General features: G+C 73.9%; 22 protein-coding genes. 8 read left to right on the top strand and 14 right to left on the bottom strand.

Annotated features, from left to right (window positions below; genetic code table 11):
* Positions 1-12: 12 nt before the first annotated feature.
* The 3 genes from ACZ6Q9_RS05870 to guaB are packed head-to-tail and all read right to left on the bottom strand — an operon-like array spanning position 13 to position 4197.
* Positions 13-1437 carry a M1 family metallopeptidase gene (locus ACZ6Q9_RS05870; protein WP_396827962.1) on the bottom strand — a complete coding sequence of 475 codons (1425 nt, stop codon included), beginning with the start codon at positions 1435-1437 and terminating at the stop codon, positions 13-15.
* A 49-nt stretch (positions 1438-1486) separates the two neighbouring features.
* Positions 1487-2605, bottom strand: a complete 1119-nt coding sequence (locus ACZ6Q9_RS05875) for a GuaB3 family IMP dehydrogenase-related protein (protein WP_350704039.1) — start codon at positions 2603-2605, stop codon at positions 1487-1489.
* Between the two features lie 29 nt (positions 2606-2634).
* Positions 2635-4197, bottom strand: coding sequence for an IMP dehydrogenase (guaB, locus tag ACZ6Q9_RS05880; RefSeq protein WP_350704041.1), 1563 nt, complete (start codon positions 4195-4197; stop codon positions 2635-2637).
* A gap of 185 nt (positions 4198-4382) precedes the next feature.
* On the opposite strand from guaB, the gene ACZ6Q9_RS05885 reads away from it, so the two are divergent.
* Positions 4383-4793, top strand: coding sequence for a DUF5319 domain-containing protein (locus ACZ6Q9_RS05885; protein ID WP_393450593.1), 411 nt, complete (start codon positions 4383-4385; stop codon positions 4791-4793).
* Positions 4794-4951: 158 nt separating this feature from the next.
* On the opposite strand, the gene ACZ6Q9_RS05890 is transcribed toward ACZ6Q9_RS05885, so the two are convergent.
* Complete coding sequence (locus ACZ6Q9_RS05890) at positions 4952-5785, bottom strand: response regulator transcription factor (RefSeq protein ID WP_396827965.1); 834 nt, start codon at positions 5783-5785, stop codon at positions 4952-4954.
* Positions 5786-6038: 253 nt separating this feature from the next.
* Between ACZ6Q9_RS05890 and ACZ6Q9_RS05895 the strand changes: the two genes are divergently transcribed.
* Positions 6039-6422, top strand: coding sequence for a WhiB family transcriptional regulator (locus ACZ6Q9_RS05895; RefSeq protein ID WP_396827967.1), 384 nt, complete (start codon positions 6039-6041; stop codon positions 6420-6422).
* A gap of 151 nt (positions 6423-6573) precedes the next feature.
* On the opposite strand, the gene groL is transcribed toward ACZ6Q9_RS05895, so the two are convergent.
* Both groL and groES read right to left on the bottom strand, forming a co-directional pair.
* Positions 6574-8220, bottom strand: coding sequence for a chaperonin GroEL (gene groL / locus ACZ6Q9_RS05900; RefSeq protein ID WP_396827969.1), 1647 nt, complete (start codon positions 8218-8220; stop codon positions 6574-6576).
* 70 nt (positions 8221-8290) lie between these two features.
* Positions 8291-8605, bottom strand: coding sequence for a co-chaperone GroES (gene groES / locus ACZ6Q9_RS05905; RefSeq protein WP_088998427.1), 315 nt, complete (start codon positions 8603-8605; stop codon positions 8291-8293).
* 249 nt (positions 8606-8854) lie between these two features.
* On the opposite strand from groES, the gene ACZ6Q9_RS05910 reads away from it, so the two are divergent.
* From ACZ6Q9_RS05910 to ACZ6Q9_RS05935, 6 genes are all read left to right on the top strand, one after another.
* Positions 8855-10078 carry a THUMP-like domain-containing protein gene (locus tag ACZ6Q9_RS05910; protein WP_396827971.1) on the top strand — a complete coding sequence of 408 codons (1224 nt, stop codon included), beginning with the start codon at positions 8855-8857 and terminating at the stop codon, positions 10076-10078.
* Positions 10079-10127: 49 nt separating this feature from the next.
* Positions 10128-10607, top strand: a complete 480-nt coding sequence (gene ybaK, locus ACZ6Q9_RS05915) for a Cys-tRNA(Pro) deacylase (RefSeq protein ID WP_350704052.1) — start codon at positions 10128-10130, stop codon at positions 10605-10607.
* 194 nt (positions 10608-10801) lie between these two features.
* Complete coding sequence (locus ACZ6Q9_RS05920; RefSeq protein WP_396827973.1) at positions 10802-11902, top strand: sugar ABC transporter substrate-binding protein; 1101 nt, start codon at positions 10802-10804, stop codon at positions 11900-11902.
* A gap of 106 nt (positions 11903-12008) precedes the next feature.
* A complete protein-coding gene (locus ACZ6Q9_RS05925; RefSeq protein WP_393261539.1) occupies positions 12009-12833 on the top strand; it encodes an ATP-binding cassette domain-containing protein in 825 nt (274 codons plus the stop codon).
* Entirely contained in the window at positions 12830-14089 is a 1260-nt protein-coding gene (locus tag ACZ6Q9_RS05930; RefSeq protein ID WP_393450578.1) for a sugar ABC transporter permease, read from the top strand. Before ACZ6Q9_RS05925 ends, ACZ6Q9_RS05930 begins: the two co-directional genes overlap by 4 nt.
* Before the next feature lie 27 nt (positions 14090-14116).
* Positions 14117-15298 carry an ROK family protein gene (locus ACZ6Q9_RS05935; RefSeq protein ID WP_393261544.1) on the top strand — a complete coding sequence of 394 codons (1182 nt, stop codon included), beginning with the start codon at positions 14117-14119 and terminating at the stop codon, positions 15296-15298.
* 120 nt (positions 15299-15418) lie between these two features.
* Here ACZ6Q9_RS05935 and ACZ6Q9_RS05940 read toward each other — a convergent pair whose 3' ends face one another.
* From ACZ6Q9_RS05940 to ACZ6Q9_RS05975, 8 genes are all read right to left on the bottom strand, one after another.
* Positions 15419-16996, bottom strand: coding sequence for a Na+/H+ antiporter (locus ACZ6Q9_RS05940; protein ID WP_396827976.1), 1578 nt, complete (start codon positions 16994-16996; stop codon positions 15419-15421).
* Between the two features lie 184 nt (positions 16997-17180).
* Complete coding sequence (locus ACZ6Q9_RS05945) at positions 17181-18959, bottom strand: ABC transporter ATP-binding protein (RefSeq protein WP_396827978.1); 1779 nt, start codon at positions 18957-18959, stop codon at positions 17181-17183.
* Positions 18959-20659, bottom strand: a complete 1701-nt coding sequence (locus tag ACZ6Q9_RS05950) for an ABC transporter transmembrane domain-containing protein (protein ID WP_396827980.1) — start codon at positions 20657-20659, stop codon at positions 18959-18961. Before ACZ6Q9_RS05950 ends, ACZ6Q9_RS05945 begins: the two co-directional genes overlap by 1 nt.
* Positions 20660-20782: 123 nt before the next feature.
* The gene (locus tag ACZ6Q9_RS05955) at positions 20783-21037 is read right to left on the bottom strand and encodes a hypothetical protein (protein ID WP_393261555.1); all 255 of its coding nucleotides are present in this window, start codon (positions 21035-21037) and stop codon (positions 20783-20785) included.
* Positions 21038-21055: 18 nt separating this feature from the next.
* On the bottom strand, positions 21056-22102 hold the full coding sequence (tsaD, locus tag ACZ6Q9_RS05960; protein ID WP_393296278.1) for a tRNA (adenosine(37)-N6)-threonylcarbamoyltransferase complex transferase subunit TsaD: 1047 nt from the start codon (positions 22100-22102) through the stop codon (positions 21056-21058).
* Entirely contained in the window at positions 22095-22559 is a 465-nt protein-coding gene (rimI, locus tag ACZ6Q9_RS05965; RefSeq protein WP_393450566.1) for a ribosomal protein S18-alanine N-acetyltransferase, read from the bottom strand. The genes tsaD and rimI overlap by 8 nt, the downstream gene beginning before the upstream one ends.
* On the bottom strand, positions 22556-23233 hold the full coding sequence (tsaB, locus tag ACZ6Q9_RS05970) for a tRNA (adenosine(37)-N6)-threonylcarbamoyltransferase complex dimerization subunit type 1 TsaB (protein ID WP_393450563.1): 678 nt from the start codon (positions 23231-23233) through the stop codon (positions 22556-22558). Before tsaB ends, rimI begins: the two co-directional genes overlap by 4 nt.
* A 46-nt stretch (positions 23234-23279) precedes the next feature.
* A complete protein-coding gene (locus ACZ6Q9_RS05975) occupies positions 23280-24131 on the bottom strand; it encodes a maleylpyruvate isomerase family mycothiol-dependent enzyme (RefSeq protein ID WP_396827984.1) in 852 nt (283 codons plus the stop codon).
* Positions 24132-24182 lie beyond the last annotated feature (51 nt).

Here is a 24182-nt window from a genome sequence, read left to right on the forward strand (position 1 = left end):
CTGAGAGCCGCGTCAGGGCAGGGCGGGGGCGGAGTCGCCGACGAGCCAGGCGTCGAAGAGCTGGCGCAGGGACTTCCCGGAGACCCGTTCGGCCAGGGTGACCAGGTCCTCGGTGGTGGCGTTGCCGCCCCGCCGCTCGGCCGTCCAGGTGCGCAGGATGCGGAAGAACGCGTCGTCGCCGACCGTGCGGCGCAGCGCGTGCACGGTGAGCGCCCCGCGCTTGTAGACGGCCGTGCCGAACAGCCCCGACCGTCCGGGGTCGACGACCGGGCGGGACCAGTCGGTGGCGGCGTACTCCAGTTCGAAGGTGCGCTGCGCGGTGCGACCGCCGTCGTGCTCCTCCCACAGCCACTCCGCGTAGCTGGCGAAGCCCTCGTTGAGCCAGATGTCGCTCCACCGGGTCAGCGTCACGCTGTTGCCGAACCACTGGTGGGCCACCTCGTGCGCGACCACCCCCGGGTTGGGGCGGCCGTTGCGGAAGAAGCCGGGCCCGTAGACCGGCCGGGACTGGGTCTCCAGCGCGTAGCCGACCCGGTCGTCGGTGACCACGACCCCACCGTAGGCGTCGAACGGGTACGGCCCGAACCGGCTGGCCAGGAAGTCGACGATCTCGCCGGTACGGGCGAGCGAGGCGGCCTCGGGGCCGGTGGCCGGCAGACGCGCCGGCACGGCGGTGACCATCGGCTTGCCGGCGTGCGTGCCGGTCTGCACCCGGTAGGCGCCGATCACCAGCGTGGTGAGATAGCTGGCCATCGGGGCCCGCTCGGCCCACCGCCAGGTGGTCCAGCCGTCGGCGCTGGTCCTTTCCCCCGGCACCCCGTTGCTCAGCGCGGCCAGCCCGTCCGGGACGGTCACCTCGATGTCGTACGTGGCCTTGTCCGACGGGTGGTCGTTGACCGGGAACCAGGTGGCCGCCGACCAGGGCTGCCCGAGCGCGATGGCGCCGTCGGCGGTGTGCAGGAAGCCACCGGTGCCGAGCTGCCCGTCGGCCTTCGCGGTCGGCACGCCCGAGTAGTCCACCTCGACCGCGAACTGCCGGCCCTGCGGAAGCCCGTGGCGCGGGGTCACCACCAGCTCGTCGCCGTCGCGCCGATGCTCGGCGCGGGCGCCGCCCATCGTGACCGCGGCGACGTCGAGGCCGGCGAGGTCGAGGGTGAACCGGGACAGCCCGTGCACCGCCGTCGCCACGACCTTCGCCCGCCCGGTCAACCGGTCGGTCGCCGGGTCGTACCGGACCGCCAGGCGGTAGTGCGAGACGTCGTACCCGCCGTTGCCGGCGCCCGGCGCGTACGGGTCGGCGAGGTCGACGCTGCCCGGGCGCAGGCCGTCGCGCCCGCCCCGCCGGTCGGCGGCATCGGTGGTGCAGGCGACCAGCAGCGCGAGCGCCGCCGCCACGGCGACGAGCGTCGGGCGGATCCGGTCAGGAGTACGACGCACCGGCCGAGCCTATCGGCGCGACCGGTGCGTGCGGTGCTTCTTCGTGCGGTCAGCGGTCGAGGACCAGGCCGACCTTCTGGAACTCCTTGAGGTCGCGGTAGCCGCACTTGGCCATCGCCCGGCGCAGCCCGCCGAAGAGGTTGAGCTGGCCGTCCGGCTCGTCCGCCGGGCCGAAGAGCAGCTGCTCCATCGACCCCAGCGGCTCGCCGGCCACCTCGAACGCGCCCCGGGGCAGCGACGGGTGGCTGGCGGCGGAGTGCCACCAGGCGCCGCCGGCCGGCGCCTCCGCGCAGAGCGACAGCGGCTCGCCGAGCATCACCGCGTCCGCGCCGCAGCCGAGGGCCTTCGCGATGTCGCCCGAGGTCTGGATGTCGCCGTCGGCGATCAGGTGCACGTACCGGCCGCCGGTCTCGTCGAGGTAGTCCCGGCGGGCCGCGGCGGCGTCGGCGATCGCGGTCGCCATCGGCACCCGGATGCCGAGCACGGAGTCCGTGGTCGACCAGTCGTCGCCGCCAATGCCGACGATCACACCGGCCGCGCCGGTGCGCATCAGGTGCAGCGCCGTCTTGTAGTCCGTGCAGCCGCCGACGATGACCGGGAGGTCCAGGTCGGCGATGAACTCCTTGAGGTTCAGCGGCTCCTCGGTGGTGGAGACGTGCTCGGCCGAGACGATGGTGCCCTGGATGACCAGGATGTCCACGCCGGCGTCGAGGATCACCGGGGCCAGCGCCAGGGTGTGCTGCGGGCTGACCCGGACGGCCACCGTCCCGCCGCCGGCGCGCAGCTCACGGACCCGCTCGGCGATCAGGTCGGGGCGGATCGGCTCCGCGTACACCTCCTGGAGCCGCTTGGTGGCACGGGCGTCCTCGCCCAGCGCGGACAGCTCCTCCAGGACCTTCGTCGGGTTCTCGTAGCGGGTCCACAGGCCCTCGACGTTGAGCACGCCGAGACCGCCGAGCTGGCCGAGCCGGACGGCGGACGCCGGGCTCATCGTCGCGTCGGAGGGGTGCCCGACGCAGGGGATGCCGAACTGGTACGCGTCGAGCTGCCAGGCGGTGGAGACGTCGTCGACGTCCCGCGTCCGGCGGCTCGGCACGATGGCGATGTCGTCCAGGTGGTAGCCGCGCTGCGCGGTCTTGCCCAGCCCGATCTCGACCACGTCACGCATGGGGGACTCCAGTTGTCACAGGGGGATGGTCAGCGGGAGTGGTAGTTGGGCGCCTCGACCGTCATCTGGATGTCGTGCGGGTGGCTCTCCTTGAGCCCGGCCGCCGTGATCCGGATGAGCTGACCGCGGCGGTGCAGCTCGGGGATGCTCTCCGCGCCGACGTACCCCATCGCGGCGCGCAGCCCGCCGATGAGCTGGTGGGCGACGGCGGACAGCGGGCCGCGGTAGGGCACCTGGCCCTCGACGCCCTCGGGGACCAGCTTGTCCTCGGCGAGCACGTCCTGCTGGAAGTAGCGGTCCTTCGAGTAGGACTTGGCCTGCCCGCGGGACTGCATCGCGCCGAGCGAGCCCATGCCCCGGTACGCCTTGTACTGCTTGCCGTTGATGAAGATCAGCTCGCCGGGGCTCTCCTCGCAGCCGGCCAGCAGGCTGCCGAGCATCACCGTGTCGGCGCCCGCGACCAGCGCCTTGGCGATGTCGCCCGAGTACTGGATGCCGCCGTCGCCGATGACGGGGACGCCGGCCGGCCGCGCGGCGCGGGCGGCCTCCATGATCGCGGTGATCTGCGGTACGCCGACCCCGGCGACGATCCGGGTGGTGCAGATGGCACCCGGGCCGACCCCGACCTTCACGCCGTCGGCGCCCGCGTCGACCAGCGCCTTCGCGCCGGCGTACGTGGCCACGTTGCCGCCCACGATGTCGATCGTGACGTCCTTCTTGAGCTGGCGGACCATGTCCAGCACCGCCCGCTGGTGGCCGTGCGCGGTGTCCACGATCAGCACGTCGACGCCCGCGTCGACCAGCGCCCGCGCCCGCTTGTACGCGTCGTCGCCCACCCCGACGGCGGCGGCGACCCGCAGCCGGCCGGCGTCGTCCTTGGTGGCGTTCGGGTACTGCTCGCTCTTGGTGAAGTCCTTGACCGTGATCAGCCCGCGCAGCCGGCCCGACTCGTCGACGATCGGCAGCTTCTCGACCTTGTGCTGGCGCAGCAGGCCCAGGGCGTCGTCCTTGCTCACCCCGACCGGGGCGGTGACCAGCGGGGTGCGGGTCATGATCTCGCGGACCGGGGTGGCCGGGTCGGAGACGAAGCGCATGTCGCGGTTGGTGACGATGCCGACCAGCTGGCCCTCGCCGTCCACCACGGGCACGCCGGAGATGCGGTAGCGCCCGCAGAGCGCGTCGACGTCCCGCAGGGTGTCGTTGGGGCTGGCGGTCACCGGGTTGGTGATCATGCCGGACTCGGAGCGCTTGACCAGGTCGACCTGGAGGGCCTGGTCCTCCAGGGAGAGGTTGCGGTGCAGCACGCCGATGCCGCCCTGGCGGGCCATCGCGATCGCCATCCGCGCCTCGGTCACCGTGTCCATCGCGCTGGAGAGCAGCGGGACGCTCAGGTTGATGTTGCGGGTCAGCTTCGTCACCGTGTTGACCCGGCTGGGCACCACGTCCGACTCGCCCGGCTGGAGCAGCACGTCGTCGAAGGTCAGGCCGAGCGGGACCACCCGGGCCGAGCCGGCGGGCAACTCCGGCAGGTGGCCGCCCAGCTCGCCGCTGTCGGCGGCGGTCGGCAGATCGGTGCTGGGCGAAATTTCCACTATTGCTCCCCTGAGCTGCTCGGACGGGCTTCAGCGAGGTGGCGCGGGCGGGCGCCGGCGCACGCCGGGTGACTGCGCGTCGTCCCATCGTACCCACTGACCTGGGCCGCCCCCGCCGGTGGCGGCGCAGGTCACCGACGGCCCGGGGGCGGACGCGGCCCCGGCGTTGGGTCTACGGTGAGGGGGTGCACGACGAGCCCATCGACCCCTTCAACGGCGACCCGGCCGACCCGGCCGCCGGTCTGCACGATCCGGGCGACGACGCCCCGCTCGACCCGCTGACCGACGTCGAGCGGCAGGACGTGCTGGAGGACCTCGCCGACCTGGAGATCTACCAGGCGCTGCTGGCACCGATCGGGGTGCGCGGGCTGGTGATCGAGTGCGAGGACTGCCGGGAGCCGCACTACTTCGACTGGGACCTGCTCCGGGGCAACCTGCGTCACCTGCTCAGCTCCGGGCGGCCCCGGGTGCACGAGCCGGCCTACGACCCCGATCCGGACCACTACGTCACCTGGGACTACGCCCGGGGCTACGCGGACGGCGTGCACGACACCCTGACCGAGGGCTCGGACGAGGAGCACGGCACGGAGAGCTGAGGCACGGCCGCCGCCGTGGGGGCACCGGCCGTCGGCCACCCCCGGCAGTTCACCGGCCCGGCGCCGCGCGCTCGGCACCGAGCGGCAGCCGGCGGCCGCGCTCGCCAGCCCATCGGCCAGGCGCGCCGGGCTCAGCCCACCAGCCCGGCAGCCCGGGCTCAGGCCACCAGCCCGGCGCGGAAACCGGCGGCCACGGCGTGCGCGCGGTCCCGGGCGCCGAGCTTGCGGAACAGCCGGCGGGCGTGGGTCTTCACCGTGTCCTCCGAGACGAACAGCTCGCGGCCGATCTCCGCGTTGCTCTTGCCCTCCGCCATGCCGAGCAGCACCTGGAGCTCGCGCTCGGTCAGCCCGATCTGGGACCGGCCGCCGCGCGCGCCGGACGCGCCCCGCTGCCCCGCGGGCACCGCCTCCGCCGGCTCACCGGCCGGGTCGGCCGGGTCGGCGGGGTCGTCGCCGCGTTGCGCCGGCACCACGGTCGGCGCCCCGCCCGCGCCGTCTGCGGACGGGGCCGACCAGGCGGGGCCGGGGTCGGCCGGCGGCCGGCCGGCCGGGGTGGCGCGGGCGGGCCCGCCGACCGCCGCGGCGTCCCGCGCCGGGTCGGTGACCCGGCTCCGGGTCGCCCGGCCGGGGGCGACGAGCAGCAGCAGGGCCTTGGCGACCGCGCTGGTCAGGTCGTGGTCCGCGCCCTGGATCAGGCCCCGGGCGCCGGCGCTGATGGTGGCGGCGGCCGCCTCCGACTCCTCGGTGCCGAGCAGCAGCACCGAGGCCTGCGGCGCGCGGGCGAGCACCCGGCGCACGAAGCCCGCGCTGTCCGGCCGGGTGAGGGCCGTGTCCGCCAGCACCACGTCGGCCGGACGCTCGGCCAGACGCAACATCACCTCGGGATCGGAGACAGCGGTCCGCACGACGGCGGACAGCCCGAGCCGGGCCGCCGCGGACGTCAGATGCTGCGCCGCAAGCGGTGTCCGAACGCACACGAGAACCGTACGCACAGTGGTCTCCTCTCCGCCCACGAGCAGACCATGACCGAGTCCGGTCGCGAGGAGGTTCCCGGCAATCCTCCGAACTTTTCCGACAAGTAGGGCATATGCCGCTAGTTGCCCAAGGTTTTCGATCACAGAAGTGTGAGCCGGGGAAGGCTCGGGTAGGGAGCATCCAGGCCGGAAACGGCGCGCCTGCGCGGACCGCCGCCCGGACGCCGGTTCACATGGATCTCCGCGGTGCCGCGCGGGAGGAGGGGTGCTGATGTCGAACGTACGTAGACTGCCCGGACCCATCGTCGATCTCTGGGACTGGCAGCGGCTCGGTGCCTGCCGGGGCCGGGACAGCGCACAGTTCTTCCACCCCGACGGCGAGCGCGGCTCGTCGCGCCTGCGCCGCGAGTCCGGCGCCAAGGCCGTCTGCCGCACCTGCCCCGTCCGGGCCGAGTGCGCCGCGCACGCCCTCGCCGTCCGGGAGCCGTACGGCGTGTGGGGCGGCTTCAGCGAGTCGGAGCGGCTGCGGCTGCTCGCCGTCGGCTGGGAGGACCTGGCCGACCGCCGGCAGAGCCGGGTCGACATCGCCCGCCTGGAGGCCCGCCTGGGCCGGCCGCACAAGTCGACCGTCCCGGCCCAGCGCAAGATCGCCTGAGCCCGGCCACCCGAGGACCACACCGACGCCGCGCCCCCGCCCGGGGCGCGGCGTCGCGCCGTCCCCGGTCCACGAAGGCGCGCCGCCCCCGAAAGGCGTCGGGGCGCACCGTCACGCGGACGGTGCGCCCCGACTAGGCGTACGGCGAGGGTCAGAAGCCCGGGCCGTGCTGGTGGCCGTGACCGTGGCCGTGGCCGTGCCCACCGGCGGCGGCCGGCTCGGCCTTCTCCGGCTTCTCCACCACGAGGCTCTCCGTGGTGAGCAGCAGGCCGGCGATCGACGCGGCGTTGCTGACCGCGTTGCGGGTCACCTTCACCGGGTCGAGGATGCCGGACTTCGCCAGGTCGACGTACTCGCCGCTGGCGGCGTCGAGGCCGTGGCCCCACTCCTTGCCGACGACCTTCTGCACCACGACGTAGCCGTCGTGGCCGGCGTTCTGGGCGATCCAGCGCAGCGGCTCGACCAGCGCCTTGCGCACGATCGAGACGCCGACCTTCTCGTCACCGGTGAAGCCGAGGTCGTCGTCCAGCGCCGGCAGGATCTGCGCCAGTGCGGCGCCGCCGCCCGGGACGGTGCCCTCCTCGACCGCGGCCTTGGTCGCGGCGATCGCGTCCTCGATGCGGTGCTTGCGCTCCTTCATCTCGACCTCGGTCGCGGCACCGACCTTGATGACCGCGATGCCGCCGGACAGCTTGGCCAGCCGCTCGGCGAGCTTCTCCCGGTCCCAGTCGGAGTCGGAGGCCTCGATCTCCTTGCGGATCTGGGCCACCCGGTCCGCGACCTCGCCCGCCTGGCCGCCGCCGTCGACGATCGTGGTGTTCTCCTTGTCGACCACCACGCGGCGGGCGCTGCCGAGCACCTCCAGGCCCACCTGATCGAGCTTGTAGCCCAGCTCCGGGGCGACCAGCTCGGCGCCGGTGAGGATCGCCATGTCCTGGAGCATCGCCTTGCGGCGGTCGCCGAAGCCCGGGGCCTTGACCGCGCAGACCTTGAGGGTCTTGCGGATCGAGTTGACCACCAGGGTGGACAGCGCCTGGCCCTCGACGTCCTCGGCGATGATCAGCAGCGGCTTGCTGTTCTGGAGGACCTTCTCCAGCAGCGGCAGCAGCTCCTCGATCGCCGAGATCTTCTGGGTGGTGATCAGGATGTACGGGTCCTCCAGGACCGACTCCTGCCCCTCCACGTCGGTGACGAAGTTCGGCGAGATGAAGCCCTTGTCGAACTGGAGGCCCTCGGTGACGTCCAGCTCGGTGGTGAGCGCGGAGCCCTCCTCGACGGTGATGACACCGTCGCGGCCGACCCTCTCCATCGCCTCGGCGATCAGCTCGCCGATGGTGGCGTCCTGCGCGGAGATGGTCGCGACGTGCGCGATCGACTTCTTGTCGGCGACCTCGACCGCGCGGCCGAGCAGCGCCTCGGAGACCTTGGCGGCCGCCGCGTCGATGCCCCGCTTGAGGCCGGCCGGGTTGGCGCCGGCCGTGACGTTGCGCAGGCCCTCGCGGACCATCGCCTGGGCCAGCACGGTGGCGGTGGTGGTCCCGTCGCCGGCGACGTCGTTGGTCTTGGTCGCCACCTCCTTGACCAGCTGCGCGCCGAGGTTCTCGTACGGGTTGGTGAGCTCGATCTCCTTGGCGATGGTCACGCCGTCGTTGGTGATCGTGGGCGCACCGAATTTCTTGTCCAGGACGACGTTGCGCCCGCGCGGGCCGAGGGTCACCTTGACCGCGTCCGCGAGGGCGTTGACACCGTGCTCGAGCAGGTGCCGGGCGTCGTCCGAGAAGCTCAGGATCTTCGCCATGAATGTCCCTTCGAAGCGACGTTGCCCCGGCCCGGCGAGCCGGACCGGGGCAACGACACTGATCGGTTGCTTACTTCTCGATGACCGCGAGGACGTCGCGGGCGGAGAGCACCAGGTACTCCTCGCCGGCGTACTTGACCTCGGTGCCGCCGTACTTCGAGTAGAGGACGGTGTCGCCGACCTTGACGTCGACCGGCACGCGGTTACCCTTGTCGTCGATCCGGCCCGGGCCGACAGCGAGGACGGTGCCCTCCTGCGGCTTCTCCTTGGCGGTGTCGGGGATCACGATGCCCGACGCCGTGGTGGTCTCAGCCTCGTTCGCCTGGACCACGATCCGGTCCTCGAGCGGCTTGATCGCAACCTTGGTCGCGGTAGTCACGGGCATACCCTCCTGGGGTACTGGTTTCGTTACCGGTCGGCATGCCGACCGGCGTCAATCTGCCACATGCCACCGGGCGGGGCCGTCGTCGCGGGTGCCGGTCCGCCTGGCGTTCAGCGCCCGGGCCTGACAGCCCGGAAGCTGGCACCCTCGGGGTGAGAGTGCTAATCGCAGGTTATTCCTCGGCTAGCACTCCGTCAAGGAGAGTGCCAACCCGCCGGCCGGCGCGTCGGGCCGGGCGGCCAGAATGACCGCGTGGACCTCGACCAGTTCGCCGCCCTGCGTACGCCCGAGGGGTCGGTCGCGCTCGACGCGGCCGCGCGGGTGGCCGGCAGCGACCCGCTGGCCGCGGCGGCCGCGCTCCGCTCGGCCGGAATGCCGCCCGCGCTGGCGGCGGCCGCACTCACCCAGGCCGAGCTGCGCCGCCGGGCGGTCGGCAAGTTCGGGCCGGCGGCGGCGGGGATGTTCCTGACCCGGGCCGGGCTGGAGCAGGCCACCCGCGGCACCGTCGCGGCGCGGCGCGCACGCCGGCTGCGCGCCGCCGGCGTGCGCACCCTGGCCGACCTCGGGTGCGGCCTCGGCGCGGACGCGCTCGCCGCCGCCCGGGCCGGCATCCGGGTGTACGGGGTGGAGGCCGACCCGGTGACCGCCGCGATGGCCGCCGCCAACGCGGAGGCGGCCGGGCTGGCCGAACTGTTCACGGTGGAGTGCGGCGACGCCACGGCGTTCGACGTCAGCCGGGTCGACGGGGTGTTCTGCGACCCGGCGCGGCGGAAGGCGGGCACCGGGCGGCGGGTCTTCGACCCGAACGCCTACTCCCCGCCCTGGGACTTCGTCGTCGGCCTGGCCGCGCGGGTGCCGTACACGGTGGTGAAGGTGGCGCCCGGGATCGACCACGCGCTGATCCCCGCGGGCGCCGAGGCGGAGTGGGTGAGCGCGGACGGCGACCTGGTCGAGGCGGCGCTGTGGTGCGGCCGGCTCGCCGAGGTCCCCCGCCGGGCCACCCTGCTGCGCGGTAAGGAAGGGTCCCCTGTTAACGCCTCCGGTAGAGGAAGGGTCCCCTGCTATCAGGTGACCGGCTCCGGCGACGCCGAGGCGCCGGTCGGGCCGGTCCGCCGCTTCCTGTACGACCCGGACCCGGCGGTGGTCCGCGCGCACCTGGTCGCGGAGCTGGCGGGTGCCCTCGACGCGACGCTGGCCGACCCGAGCATCGCCTACCTCTACGCGGACGCCCCGGCGGCGACCCCGTTCGCCCGCTGCCTGGAGGTCACCGACGTGCTGCCGTTCTCGCTCAAGCGGCTGCGGGCGCTGCTGCGGGACCGCCGGGTCGGGCGGGTGGAGATCCTCAAGCGCGGCTCCGCGCTGGAGCCGGAGAAGCTGCGGCGGGACCTGCGGCTGGCCGGCGACGAGGCGGCCAGCCTGGTGCTGACCCGGGTCGCCGGGGCGCCGACGGCGCTGGTCTGCCGGCCGGTCGGGTAGCCGGCCTTATCGGCTCGCGGCCACCCGGGCCCGGGTTAACTTGACGGTCATGGCGGGACAGGGCACTCCGGCGACCGCGCTGCTGACGAAGCGGAAGATCGCCCACAGCACGCATCCGTACGACGTCTCCCCCGACGCGCCGAACTACGGCGCGCTGGTCGCGGCGGCGCTGGGGGTGCCGCCGGAGCGGGTGTTCAAGTCGCTGGTCGCCGAGGTCGACGGCGCGCTGACCGTGGCGGTCGTGCCGGTCACCGGCGAGCTGGACCTCAAGGCGCTCGCCGCGGCGGTCGGCGGCAAGCGGGCCGCCATGGCCGACCGGGCGGTGGCCGAACGGGTCACCGGCTACGTGCGCGGCGGGATCAGCCCGCTCGGCCAGCGCCGGCGGCTGCCCACGGTGCTCGACTCGTCGGCGCTCGACCACCCCACCGTCTACGTCTCGGCGGGCCGGCGCGGCCTCCAGCTCCAACTCGCCCCGCAGGATCTGGTCGCCCTCACCGGGGCGGCCACGGCCCCGCTGTCCGCCCGCTGAGCTGCGCCGCTCCCCGAGCCGGCGGGAGAGCGCTCCCGCGTGGGGCGACGGCCGGGTGACAGGGACGTTGCTGAATTGTTACTGCCAACAACAAACTCGCCACCTCGGCACTCTTGTGCCCACAGTGTGACGCGGAATACGTTGCCGGACACAACAAACCAGCATCATCCCCCACCCCCGAAAGGACCCTGCACATGCGCAAGGGCTTCCTCACCCTCGCCGCCGTGGGCCTGCTCGCCACCGGCGGCATGACCGCCTGCGGCGACGACTCCGGCAGCGGTGACCAGGCTGGCGGCAGCGACAAGGCCCCGAAGATCGGCGTGATCCTGCCGGACAGCAAGTCCTCCGCCCGGTGGGAGGGCGCGGACCGCAAGTTCCTGGAGGAGGCGTTCAAGGCCGCCGGCGTCGAGTACGACATCCAGAACGCCCAGGGCGACAAGAACGCGTTCCAGACCATCGCCGACCAGATGATCACCAACGGCGTGACCGCCCTGATGATCGTCAACCTGGACTCCGGCACCGGCAAGGCCGTGCTCGACAAGGCCAAGTCCCAGGGCGTGGCGACGATCGACTACGACCGGCTCACCCTGGGCGGCTCGGCCACCTACTACGTCAGCTTCGACAACGAGGCCGTCGGCAAGCTCCAGGGCGAGGGCCTCAGCAAGTGCCTCACCGACAAGGGCGCCAAGAACCCGGTCGTGGCCTACCTCAACGGCGCCCCGACCGACAACAACGCGACCCTGTTCAAGAACGGGTACGACTCGGTGCTCAAGCCGAAGTTCGACTCGAAGGAATACACCAAGGGCCCGGACCAGAACGTCCCGGAGTGGGACAACGCCCAGGCCGCCACCATCTTCGAGCAGATGCTCACCCAGACCGGCGGCAAGATCGACGGCGTGCTCGCGGCCAACGACGGCCTCGGCAACGCGGCCATCTCGGTGCTGAAGAAGAACAAGCTCAACGGCAAGGTCCCGGTGACCGGCCAGGACGCCACCCCGCAGGGCCTGCAACACGTCCTCGCCGGCGACCAGTGCATGACCGTGTACAAGGCGGTCAAGCAGGAGGCCGACGCCGCCGCGGAGCTGGCCATCGCGGTGGCCAAGGGTGTGAAGAAGGACACCCCGCAGACGGTCAAGGACCCGGAGGGCGGCCGGGACGTCCCGGCGGTGCTGCTGACCCCGAAGGCGATCTACAAGGAGAACGTCAAGGACGTCATCGCCGACGGCTACGTCACCAAGGACGAGGTCTGCGCCGGGACGTACGCCAAGCTCTGCGCCGACGCCGGCATCAGCTGACCCGTACCCGATCCACGCGCACGCCGCCCGGCACGGACCCCCTGTGCCGGGCGGCGGCTCGCGCCGACGGGACCCGAGACCTCCCCTCCGTCTGAAGGAGACCCCCGTGTCCGCACCCCCCCTGCTGGAACTACGCGGGATCGACAAGAGATTCGGTCCCGTCCAGGTCCTGCGCGACGTCGCCTTCGCCGCCCACCCCGGCGAGGTGACCGCGCTGGTCGGCGACAACGGCGCCGGCAAGTCGACCCTCGTCAAGTGCATCAGCGGCATCCATCCCACCGACGCCGGCCAGTTCCTCTTCGACGGCCGGCCGGTGACCATCAACAGCCCCCGCGACGCCGCCGCGCTCGGCATCGAGGTCGTCTACCAGGACCTCGCGCTCTGCGACAACCTCGACATCGTGCAGAACATGTTCCTCGGCCGGGAGAAGCGCAACGGCATCGTGCTCGACGAGCCGACCATGGAGCAGATGGCCGCCGACACCCTCGCCGGGCTGAGCGTACGGACCGTCAAGTCGCTGCGGCAGCACGTCTCCAGCCTCTCGGGAGGCCAGCGCCAGACCGTCGCGATCGCCAAGGCCGTGCTCTGGAACAGCAGGCTCGTCATCCTCGACGAGCCGACCGCCGCGCTCGGCGTCGCGCAGACCGCCCAGGTGCTCGAACTGGTCCGCCGGCTCGCCGACAACGGCCTGGCCGTGGTGCTCATCTCGCACAACATGAACGACGTCTTCGCCGTCTCCGACCGGATCGCCGCGCTCTACCTCGGCCAGATGGTCGCCCAGGTGAAGACCACCGACATCACCCACGCGCAGGTGGTCGAGCTGATCACCGCCGGCCGCTCCGGCGGGCACGGGCTCGCCGCCGACCCGGCCAACGGCGGCAACGGCCACGGCGCGGGGCCGGCCGGCAGCAACGCAGGAGGCCTCCGATGATCACGACCGTCGTGCGGAAGGACGGCCGGGCGGCCGTCACCGCACCGCCCACCCTCCGCAGCCACGTCCGCAGCTACGTCAGCCGGGTCCGCGGCGGCGACATCGGCGCACTGCCCGCCGTGCTCGGCCTGGTCGTGCTCTGCACGGTCTTCTCGATCATGCGGCCGTCGTTCCTCACCGCCGGCAACTTCGCCAACCTGTTCACCCAGGGCGCCGCGGTCACGCTGATCGCGATGGGCCTGGTCTTCGTCCTGCTGCTCGGCGAGATCGACCTCTCCGCCGGCTTCGCCAGCGGGGTCTGCGCCGCCATCCTCGCCAACGTCGTCACCGTGCTCGGCCACCCGTGGTACGTGGCCGTGCTCGCCGCGATCGTCACCGGCGTGGTGATCGGCACCGTCCTCGGCTTCCTGGTCGCGAAGATCGGCATCCCGTCCTTCGTGGTGACCCTCGCCGGGTTCCTCGCCTTCCAGGGCATCGTGCTGATGCTGATGGAGGAGGGCACCAACATCTCCGTCCGCGACGAGGTGCTGGTGGCCATCGCCAACCGCAACCTCTCCCCCGTCCTCGGCTGGCTGCTGGCCGCCGTGGCGGTCGCCGGCTACGCGGCCGTGCAGCTGCTCCGGCACCGTACGCGGGCCTCCCGGCGGCTGGTCACCGACCCGATCGCGGTGGTGTTCGCCCGGATCGGCGGGCTGGCGCTCGTCCTCGGGGCGGCGGTCTTCATCCTCAACCTGGAGCGCAGCCGCAACGTCGTGATCAGCTCGCTCAAGGGCGTGCCGATCGTGGTGCCGATCATCGCGGTGCTGCTGGTCTTCTGGACGTTCGTGCTCCAGCGCACCAGCTACGGCCGGCACGTCTACGCGGTGGGCGGCAACAAGGAGGCGGCGCGCCGGGCGGGCATCGACGTGGACCGGATCCGCATCTCGGTCTTCGTGATCTGCTCCTCGATGGCGGCCGTCGGGGGCATCGTCGCCGCCAGCCGGGCCAACTCGGTGGACCCGAACACGGGTGGCAGTAACGTACTGCTCTACGCGGTCGGCGCGGCGGTCATCGGAGGCACCAGCCTCTTCGGCGGCAAGGGCCGGGTGCTCGACGCCGTCCTGGGTGGCGCGGTCGTCGCGGTCATCGACAACGGGATGGGCCTGATGGGATACAGCTCGGGGGTGAAGTACGTGGTCACCGGCGTGGTGCTGCTGCTCGCCGCGAGCGTGGACGCGTTCTCCCGCCGGCGCTCCGCCGCCACCGGCAACCGCTGACGCGCGGCACCGGAAGTGACGACAGCGATGCGCGCAGGCCCCAGCCAGGACGAGATCCGCCGGCAGAACCTGGGCGCGTTGCTGCGGTACGTGCACGTGCACGGGGCGACCACCCGTGCGGAACTCACCACCACGCTCGGGCTCAACCGCAGCACCATCGGTGCGCTGACCGCCGACCTGGCCGGTGCCGGGCTGGTCAGCGAGGGGGCGCCGAAGGAGACCGGCCGGGCCGGGCGACCGTCGCTGGTCGTCCGGCCCGAGTCGGAGCGGGTGCACGCGTACGCGTACAGCATCGAGGTGGACCGGCTGCGGGCCGCGCGGGTCGGCCTCGGCGGCGCGGTGCTCGACCGCCGGGAGCTGGCCCGCCCCCGGGGTCTGACCGCCGCGGAGGCCGCCCCGCTGCTGGCCGGCGCGGTCAAGGAGATGCAGCAGACGGTGCCGGCGGACTCGGTCTGCGTCGGCGCGGGCGTCGCGGTCTGCGGCATGGTCCGCCGCGACGACGGCCTGGTCCGGCTGGGACCGACCACCGGCTGGGTGGACGAGCCGATCGGCGCGGCGCTCGCCGCCGAGCTGGGCTGCGAGGTGCCGGTCACGGTCGGCAACGTGGCCGACGTGGCGGCGTTCGCCGAGCACGCGCGCGGCGTGGCGGCCGGCTGCGACAACGTCATCTACCTGTACGGGGACGTGGGCGTGGGCGCCGGCATCATCGCCGGCGGGCGGCGGCTGACCGGGCACGGCGGCTACAGCGGCGAGGTCGGACACATGGTGGTCGTCCGCGACGGCCCGCCCTGCGAGTGCGGCTCGCGAGGCTGCTGGGAGACCCAGATCGGCGAGCACGGGCTGCTCCGCGCGGCCGGACGCACCGACGCGCGGGGCCGGGACGCGCTGCTGGCCGTCTTCGACGCCGCCGACCGCGGTGACGCCCGGGCGCAGACGGCGGTCCGCCAGGCCGGCGACTGGCTCGGTTTCGGGGTGGCCAACCTGGTCAACATCTTCAACCCGGAGATGGTCATCTTCGGCGGCACGATGCGGGACCTCTACCTCGCCGCCGCCGCCCAGGTGCGCAGCCGGCTCAACTCGATCGCCCTGCCGGCCTGCCTGGAGCACGTCCGGCTGCGCACCCCGAAGCTGGGCGACGACGCGGCGCTAATCGGCGCCGCCGAGCTGGCCTTCGAACGGCTGCTCGCCGACCCGCTCGACGTCGGCTGACCGGTCGGCCGGCCGCCGGCACGCCCAGGGTCACGCCAGGCCGGGAAGACGCAGCGTCACCAGGAAGGCCGAGGACCGGTTCCGTGAACTGATGGGATGCCCGGTCCGTACCACTGCCCGCTACTCGTTCGGCTCCGGTCCCAGCAGCCGGATCTCCTCGATGTCGAGGACGGCCTGCACGTCCCGGAGCACGATGTCGTCGATCTGGTTCGTGTCCCGCAACCTGGTGATCTCGCGGCGCTTGTGTTCCAGTACGGCGAGCCGCAGCCGCCGGTCGAGGTCCCGGGCCTGCTCCGCCGACCGGCCCCGGTCGGCGGAGCGGACGTCGTCGAGGTGCTGCTCGTAGTCGGCCCTGATCCGGTCGACCGCGTCCGGCCCGGCGCCGAGCCGGTCGGCGACCTCGGGCAGCGCCGCCAGGGCGGCCTCGGTGGCCCGCGTCCGGGCCAGGCGCCGTTCGTCGACGCGCCGGGTGTCGCCGACCAGGCCCGCCCACCCGACGACGGCCGGCAGCGTGGTGCCCTGGATCAGCATCGTCGTCAGGATGACGACGGCGGTCGTGAAGATGATCAGGTCACGCCCGTGGACGGGCGTGCCGGTGGGGGTCGTCACCGGCACCGCGAGGGCCGCCGCGAGGGACACCGCGCCCCGGAACCCCGCCCACCCGGCCGCCGTACGCACCCGCCAGTCGACCTGCTCGCCCGCCAGCGACGGGCGGCGGTTGGCGGCCCGGAAACCGAACGCCGCCAGGTGGATCCAGAGCATCCGCGTCGCCACGACGACGCAGGTCACCACGACCGCGATGGCCAGCGCCCGCGCCGTCGACAGGCTGGTGAGGCCGCGCAGCGCGCGCGGGATCTGCATCCCGAGGAGCACGAAGAGCCCCCCGTTGACCAGGAACGTGGCGAGGTCCCAGAAGGCGTACGCCAGCACCCGGGACCGGGCCCGGACGACCCGGGGTGCCGCGTAGGAGAGCACGAGGCCGGCGACCACCACGGCCAGCACCCCGCTGGCGTGGACGAGTTCGGCGAGGAGGAACGCGACGAACGGCGTGAGGACGCTCAGCGCGCCCTCGCGCAGCGGATCGTCGAGGCGTCGCCGGACGACGATCACCGCCCAGCCGACCAGCAGGCCGGCGAGGACGCCCCCGGCCGACGCGCCGACGAACCGCTCGGCCAGCCCGAGCGCGCTCGGCTCGGTGCCCCCGACGATCAGGCCCACCGCGACGGTGAAGAGCACCAGCGCGGTGCCGTCGTTGATCAGGCTCTCCGCGTGCAGGGTGGTGAGGATGCGGCGCGGCATCCGCTTGGCCAGGCCGGAGACCGCCGCGGCGTCGGTAGGCGCGAGCACCGCGCCGAGCACCCAGGCCGCGGCCGGGTCGATGCCGAGCCGCTGCGCGACGAGCGACACGGCGACCATCGTCGCCACCACCAGCCCCACCGCCAGCAGCGTGATCGCCAGCAGGTTGGTGCGGATCTCGCGCAGGCTGGTGGTGATGCTCTCCCGGTAGAGGATCGCCGGCAGGAACAGCAGCAGCACCACCTCGGGCTCCAGCACCACGTGCGACAGCGGCGGCAGGAGCGCCAACAGCGCGCCCGCCGTGATGAGCAGGACCGGGGGCGCCACGCTGTACCGCCCGCCGAGGGTGGTGCCGACCAGCACCGTGACGCCCAGCACCACGATGAGTTCGAGACCGCCCACGTCGCTCCCCCGTCACCCGCCGGCCGCGCCGCAGTGGCGGGCGCGCGGTCGCCTGCCACTGGCAACATCGTGGTACGGCACGCGGACGCGGCACCGCCGAACCGTCGAACGGGTGACGGACGGCGCGACGTCAGGAGCGCGTGCCGGACGGCGCGACGTCAGGGCCGGTGGCGGCCGGTCGGCGTCAGGAGCGGGTGCCGTGCCAGGAGCGCCAGAGGGCCGCGTAGGAACCGCCTGCGGCGACCAGCTCGTCGTGCGGGCCGATCTCGATGATCCGGCCGTCCTCGACCACCGCGACCCGGTCGGCGTCGTGCGCCGAGAAGAGGCGGTGCGCGATGGCGATCACCGTCCGGCCCTGGAGCACGGCCGCGAGGGAGCGCTCCAGATGCCGGGCGGCCCGGGGGTCGATCAGCGAGGTGGCCTCGTCCAGCACCAGCGTGTGCGGGTCGGCCAGCACCAGCCGGGCCAGCGCCAACTGCTGCGCCTGCGCGGGCGACAGCGGGTGCCCACCGGCCCCGACCACCGTGTCGAGCCCGTCCGGCAGCGCGTCGGCCCAGTCCAGCGCGTCGACGGCGGCCAGCGCCGACCGGACGGCCGCCTCGTCGGCGCCCGGCCGGACCATCGCCACGTTGTCCCGCAGCGTGCCGATGAAGACGTGGTGCTCCTGGGTGACCAGCGCGACGTGCGTCCGCAGTTCGGCCAGGGGCAGCTCGTCGAGCCGCCGTCCCGCCACGGTGACCGAGCCGGAACGGGGCGCGTGCACCCCGGCGAGCAGCCGGCCGAGGGTGGACTTTCCGGCACCCGAGGGGCCGACCATCGCCAGCTTCTCCCCCGGCTCCGGCACCAGGGTCACCCCGTGCAGCACGTCCCGCCCCGTCCGGTACGCGTACCGGACGTCCCGGGCGGCGAGCCGCCGGTCGCCCGTCGGCACGTTGACGCCGGCTCGCGTCGACGACCCGGCCGGGGCCGGGGACGTGGTCGGGGCGTCGGCGTCGGCCACCCCGAGCAGGCGCGCCAGCGAGGCGCCGCCGACCTGCAGCTCGTCCAGCCAGGAGAGCAGCCGGTCGACCGGGTCGATCAGTTGTTGAACGTAGAGCGTGGCGGCGGTGACCTCGCCGAGGCTCACCCAACCCTTCAGGTGGAACCAGCCGCCGATGATCAGCGTGGCGACCACCGGCACCACGTAGCCGATCTCGGTGACCGGGAAGAACACCGTGCGCAGCCGCAGGGTGTAGCGCTCGGCCGCGTACGACCGGCGGATGTCGGCGTCGGTGCGGGCCCGGCGGCGCGCCTCCTGCCGCAACGCCTCGGTGGTGCGCGAGCCCTCGACGGTCTCGCTGATCCCGTCGGTGATGTCGGAGTAGGCGGCGTTCTCCCGCAGGTAGCCGTCCGGGGCGCGGCGCAGGTACCACCGGGTGCCGGCCCACAGCAGCGGCACCGCGACCAGGCAGGGCACCGCGAGCAGCGGGTTGACCAGGAGCAGCGCGCCGACGATGAAGCAGCCGGTGACGACCGCGATCAGCGTCTCGGGCACCGCGAACCGGACCGTCCGGGACAGCGCGGAGACGTCCCGGGACGTCCGGGTGAGCAGGTCGCCCGTCCCGGCCCGCTCCACGGTGGCCAGCGGCAGCGCCAGGATCCGGTCGACGAACTCCTCGCGCAGCTCGGCCAGCACCCGCTCGCCGAGCCGCGCCGACGCCAGGTGGGCGAACCGCACCAGCACCGACTGCGCCAGCACGAAGCCGGCGATCAGCAGCGCGATCCGGTCGACGGTGACGCCCGTCGTGCCCCGGGAGATCCCCTCGACCAGGTCGCCGAGCAGCCACGGCGCGACCAGGCCGGCCGCCGCGGCCAGGGCGTGCAGGCCGAGCGCCACACCGAGCGCGCGCGGGTGCCGGCGCACCAGCCTCCGGGCGTAGCGGCGCACCTGGCGCGCGTCGGCGACCGGCAGTGCGGCGGCCATCAGTCCTCCCCCCGGCTGACCGTCGCCCGGTAGCGCGGTTCGCCGTCGAGCAGTGCGGTGTGCGCCCCCTCGGCTACCACCTTGCCGTCCTCCACGAAGATCACATGGTCGGCGCGGCTCAGCACGAGCGGGCTGGTGGTGCAGACCAGGGTGGTCCGGCCGGCCCGGGCCGCGCCGAGCCGCTCGGCTATGCGGGCCTCGGTGTGCGCGTCCACGGCGCTGGTCGGCTCGACCAGCAGCAGGGTCTCCGGGTCGGCGACGAGCGCCCGGGCCAGCCGCAGCCGCTGCTGCTGGCCGCCGGAGAACTCCCGCCCCCGCTCGGCCACGGCGCTGGCCAGCCCGTCGGGCAGGGCCTCCACGATGTCCGTCGCGCTCGCCGCCGCCAGCGCCGCCGCGATCGCCGCCTCGTCGGCCCGGTCGTGCGGGTCCAGCTCCGCGCGCAGCGGGCCGGTGAACAGGTGCGCGTTGTTGTCGGCCACCAGGATCCGCTCCCGCACCGTCGCCAGCGGCAGCGCCCGCAGCGGTACGCCGTGCAGCATCGCGTCCGAGTCGACGTACCTGCCGAGGCGGTCCACGATCGCCGCCGCGTCCTCGGGCGCGGTCGCGGCGAGCGCGGTGAACCGGCCGGCCCGCAGGGTCACGCCCGACTCCACGTCGACCAACTCACCGGGGCCGTCGGGCAGCGCCGCCGGGCGGGGCGGGTCCACCAGCTCCGGGTCGAGCCGCAGCAGCCGCACCACGCGCCGGGCGGCGACGTGCCCCCGGGTCAGCTTGTCCACCGCCTCGGTGAGCTGCCGCAGCGGGCTGACCAGGAACGCGGTGTAGCCGTAGAACGCCACGAGCTGGCCGGCGCTGATCTCGCCACGCAGCGCGAACCGGGCGCCGAGCCAGGTGACCAGCACCAGAAACGCGCCGGGAAGCAGCACCTGCGCCGCCTCCAGCAGCGACTCGACCCGGGCCACCCGGAGGCCGTCGGCGCGCAGCGCCTGGGACCGCGCGCGGTAGCGGGCGGAAAGCATCGGCTCGCCGCCGACGCCACGCAGCACCCGCAGCCCGGAGACGATGTCGCCGGCCCGGGTGGTCAGCGCCCCCTCGGAGTCCCGGTAGGCCTGCTGCTGCCGGTGCAGGGGCCGGATGAGCAGCCCGACCACCGCCATCAGCAGCGGCACGCCGAGCACCACGACCAGCCCGAGCGGCAGGGAGGCGCCGAGCAGGATCACCCCGACGGTCACGATCGCGACGACGGCGCCGGTGCCCCGGGCGGTGATGTCGATCGCCGAGCCGATCTGGTTGATGTCGGCCGTGCCGATGCTCACCACCTCGCCGGCGGCCACCCGGCGCGGCAGCGCGGCGCCGAGCCGGTTCGCCGCGCCCACGGTCAACTGCACCGTCCGGTACGCCCCGGCGAGGAAGTTGTGCACCGCGCAGCGGTGCCGCAGGATCCCCGCGACCGCCTGGAGCACGCCCAGGCCCAGCAGCACCAGCCCCCAGGTGAGCAGCGCGTCCTCGTCCCCGCGGGTGAGCCCGTCGACGGCCCGGCCGACGGCCGCCGGCACCAGCGCCTGGGCGACCATCCAGACGACGCCGAGCAGGATGCCGACGGTGAACAGCAACTTGTGCCGCCCGGCCAGCCAAACCAGGTAGCGGGTCGCCGAGCGGGTGTCGGGTACGCCGGGGTCACCGGCCGGTGAGAAACGCATGACCCACCGACGCTAGGCGGGCCACGGGCAGCGCCGCCAACCAATTACCGCTGCGACGTGCTTCGGCTCACGTCGAAGGGCGGCGGCGCGCCCCGATCCACGTCGGACGGCGGCGCCCGCCGGTCAGCGGTCGACCTGGGTGAAGTCCCACGAGTGTGCCGGGCGGGCGAGCAGCATCGCCGGCGGCTCCGGCAGCGGGCGGGGATTGCTGCGCCACTTGGAGATGACCACCACCCGGTGGTCCGTGGAGGAGAACACCTCGCTGGACAGGTGCATCGGGTCGTGCTCGAACTCCGGCAGCGCCGTGTCGCACACCCAGGTGATCAGGTCGGCGACGCCGTACGGCTCGGCCCGCGCCTCCCACATCCGCACGATCACGTCATCCGTCCCCGAGTTTCAGACGCTGACGGTGGTCAGCGGCATGGCCGAGTCGGCGGGCAGGTCCAGCCGGCTCGGCGCGACACCCGAGGCGACCAGGTGCGAGCCGAGGGCGGCGACCATCGCGCCGTTGTCCGTGCAGAGCTTCGGTCGGGGCACCCGGACCCGGATGCCGTCCTTGGCGGCGCGGTGCTCGGCCATCGCCCGCAGCCGCGAGTTGGCCGCCACGCCGCCGCCGATCACCAGCGTCTCGACGCCGTTGGCCCGGCAGGCGTCCAGCGCCTTGCGCACCAGCACGTCGCAGACCGCCTCTTGGAAGGACGCGGCCACGTCGGCGACCGGCACCGGCTCGCCCGCCCGCTGCCGCGCCTCGACCCAGCGGGCCACCGCCGTCTTCAGTCCCGAGAAGGAGAAGTCGTAGCGGTGGGCGGCGAGGTCCTTGGCGGCGGTCAGGCCGCGCGGGAAGCCGATGGCCGCCGGGTCGCCGGCCCGGGCCTCCCGGTCGATGTACGGCCCGCCGGGGAACGGCAGGCCCAGCAGCCGGGCCACCTTGTCGAACGCCTCGCCGGCCGCGTCGTCGATGGTGGCGCCGAGCGGGGTGACGCCCCGCGCCAGGTCGTCGACGAGGAGCAGGGAGGAGTGCCCGCCGGAGACCAGCAGGGCGATCGCCGGCTCGGGCAGCGGGCCGTGCTCCAGGGTGTCCACGGCGACGTGCGCGGCCAGGTGGTTGACGCCGTAGACCGGCTTCTCGGCGGCGAGCGCGTAGCCCTTGGCGGCGGCCACCCCGACCAGCAGCGCGCCGGCCAGCCCCGGGCCGGAGGTGACCGCGATCGCGTCGATGTCGGCGAGGGTCACCCCCGCCTCCTTCAGCGCCCGGTCCATGGTCGGCACGATGGCCTCCAGGTGCGCCCGGCTGGCCACCTCGGGCACCACCCCGCCGAACCGGGCGTGCTGCTCGACGCTGGAGGCGAGCGCGTCGGCCAGCAGCGTGTGCCCCCGCACGATGCCGACGCCGGTCTCGTCGCAGGACGTCTCGATGCCGAGGACCAGGGGTTCGTCAGTCATCGCCCACCTCCCGGGTGCGCCGCATGACCAGCGCGTCGGTGTTGCTCGGTTGGTAGTAGCCGCGCCGCACGCCGATCGGCTCGAAGCCGTACGCCGCGTAGAGCAGTTGGGCCGGGGCGTTGTCCGCCGCGACCTCCAGCAGGGTGCTGCGGGACCCGAGCCGGGCCGCCTCGGCGAGCAGCGCCTCCAGCAGCAGCCGGCCGACCCCGCGCCGCTGGGCGTCCCGGCGCACCGCGATGTTCTGCACCCACGCCTCGTCGGGCGGGGCCGCGGTGAGCCCGGCGTAGCCCAGCACGGCGCCGTCGTCGTCGGTGGCGACCAGGTAGAAGTGCCCGTTGGCCAGCTCGTTCCAGAACATCGCCGCCGACCACTGCTCGGCGCCGAACAGGTCCGCCTCGATCGGCAGCACCTCGTCGATGTGCCACCACCGGAACCGTTGCAGGCGCACGCCGGTCATGGCAGGACCGGCTTGCGGGCCGTCGCCGCCACGGCGTCCGGCCGGCGCAGGTAGAGCGGGGTGAGCGCCTCGCTGGGGGCGCCGGCCCGGATCCGCTCGGCGGCCAGGGTCGCCAGGACGCCGGCGTCCGGGTAGCGCGGCTCGGCCCGCACGGGCAGGCCGAGGGTGTCCGCGTACCGGTGCGCGCCGTCGCCGACCGCGACCGTGACGGCCAGGCCGCGGGCGCGCTCGGCGGCGACCGCCGGGGCCGACACCTCCGGCCCGACGATCCGCTGGCCCGCGCCGTCGTAGACCGCCCAGTAGATCTCCCGGCGCCGCGCGTCGCTCGCCGCCAGCACCGGCTCGCCGGCGGCCGCCGGGTGGCCGACGGCGTCCAGCGAGCAGACGCCGTACGTCGGCACGCCCAGCACCTGGCCCATGGTGGCGGCGGTGACCAGCCCCACCCGGAGCCCGGTGAACGGGCCGGGGCCGAGCCCGGCGACGATCGCGCCCAGGTCGGCCGGGCGGGCGTCGACGTCGGCGAGCACCGCGTCGACCTGCAGGGCGAGCAGTTCGCCGTGGGCGCGGGCGTCGACCGTGCAGCGGTGCGCCCGGGTCGCGACGCCGTCCGCCGTGACCTCCACCAGCGCCGCCGTCACCGCGGGCGTCGAGCTGTCCACCACCAGTACGAGCACGGTATGCCAGCCTAGCCGGCCCCCTCGTCGGCCCCGGCGACGCGGGTCAGCTCGGGGTACGGAACTTGCGCAGGAAGGCGGGCAGGAGCCAGGGGCGCCGCCCGCTCACGCGCACCTTGCCGGTGAGCACCGCCCGGGCCCGGCTGATCCGGCCGAACATCATCAGGTTGAGCGTGGCGGGGTCGTGGTCGACCACGGCGTCGGGCCGGGCGTCCGGCTCGGCGAACGACACCCGGCCCCGGTGCAGCAGCAGCCGGACCGGGGCCGCGTACGCCGAGCGGAACTCGACCACGATCCGGCGCTCGCTCGGCGGCGGGCCGCCGTCGATCAGCCGCCCGTAGCCGTGCCGGACCACGCCGGCCAGGAACAGCTCCAGGAAGAGCGCGGCGTGCGGGCTGGGCACCTCCCACGGCAGTCCGGTGGCGCGGGCGATGTCGTGGCCGTGGATGAGCACCTCGTTGACCAGGTGTGCGCAGAGCCCGGCGAGGGGGACCTGCGCCCCGCCGAGCCACGACACCGTCTCGTCGGGGCGCCGCTCCTCGCAGGCGGCCAGGAACTGCTTCACGTCGGCCTGGAACCGGTCGAGCAGGAACTGCGGGTCGCGCTCGGTGAGGTGGCCGAGCAGCACGTCGTTGAAGCCCGCCACCGTGTCGACGCTGGTCTCGGGGAGCAGCCCGTCGAAGCCCGGCACCGGCGGGAGCGGGCGCTCCGGATCCACCAGACAGACGTACAACCAGGCGATGGTGCCGACGTGGGCGAGCGTGTCCGCCACCGACCAGTGGGCCGTGGCCATGGCCTGCGGCGGGGCGGCGCGGACCAGATCGACGAAGCGGTCGGTCTGGTCCGCCAGGGCCGTCCGCGCCACCCGCCACCGTTCGTCGCTGACCGTCGCCGTCATCCGCCGCCTCCCGGCTCGCCGACCGCTGGAGGCAACAGGCTACAGCGCACG

The organism is Micromonospora sp. NPDC049139 (assembly GCF_055586845.1).

What these genes read in the sequence shown, in the direction of transcription:
- ACZ6Q9_RS05875 (WP_350704039.1), bottom strand. Translation starts at nt 2,605, where the DNA reads ATGCGTGACGTGGTCGAGATCGGGCTGGGCAAGACCGCGCAGCGCGGC.
- ACZ6Q9_RS05895 (WP_396827967.1), top strand. Translation starts at nt 6,039, where the DNA reads ATGTCGAACGTACGTAGACTGCCCGGACCCATCGTCGATCTCTGGGAC.
- groL (WP_396827969.1), bottom strand. Translation starts at nt 8,220, where the DNA reads ATGGCGAAGATCCTGAGCTTCTCGGACGACGCCCGGCACCTGCTCGAG.
- groES (WP_088998427.1), bottom strand. Translation starts at nt 8,605, where the DNA reads ATGCCCGTGACTACCGCGACCAAGGTTGCGATCAAGCCGCTCGAGGAC.
- ybaK (WP_350704052.1), top strand. Translation starts at nt 10,128, where the DNA reads ATGGCGGGACAGGGCACTCCGGCGACCGCGCTGCTGACGAAGCGGAAG.
- ACZ6Q9_RS05920 (WP_396827973.1), top strand. Translation starts at nt 10,802, where the DNA reads ATGCGCAAGGGCTTCCTCACCCTCGCCGCCGTGGGCCTGCTCGCCACC.
- ACZ6Q9_RS05930 (WP_393450578.1), top strand. Translation starts at nt 12,830, where the DNA reads ATGATCACGACCGTCGTGCGGAAGGACGGCCGGGCGGCCGTCACCGCA.
- ACZ6Q9_RS05935 (WP_393261544.1), top strand. Translation starts at nt 14,117, where the DNA reads ATGCGCGCAGGCCCCAGCCAGGACGAGATCCGCCGGCAGAACCTGGGC.
- ACZ6Q9_RS05945 (WP_396827978.1), bottom strand. Translation starts at nt 18,959, where the DNA reads ATGGCCGCCGCACTGCCGGTCGCCGACGCGCGCCAGGTGCGCCGCTAC.
- ACZ6Q9_RS05950 (WP_396827980.1), bottom strand. Translation starts at nt 20,659, where the DNA reads ATGCGTTTCTCACCGGCCGGTGACCCCGGCGTACCCGACACCCGCTCG.
- tsaD (WP_393296278.1), bottom strand. Translation starts at nt 22,102, where the DNA reads ATGACTGACGAACCCCTGGTCCTCGGCATCGAGACGTCCTGCGACGAG.
- rimI (WP_393450566.1), bottom strand. Translation starts at nt 22,559, where the DNA reads ATGACCGGCGTGCGCCTGCAACGGTTCCGGTGGTGGCACATCGACGAG.
- ACZ6Q9_RS05975 (WP_396827984.1), bottom strand. Translation starts at nt 24,131, where the DNA reads ATGACGGCGACGGTCAGCGACGAACGGTGGCGGGTGGCGCGGACGGCC.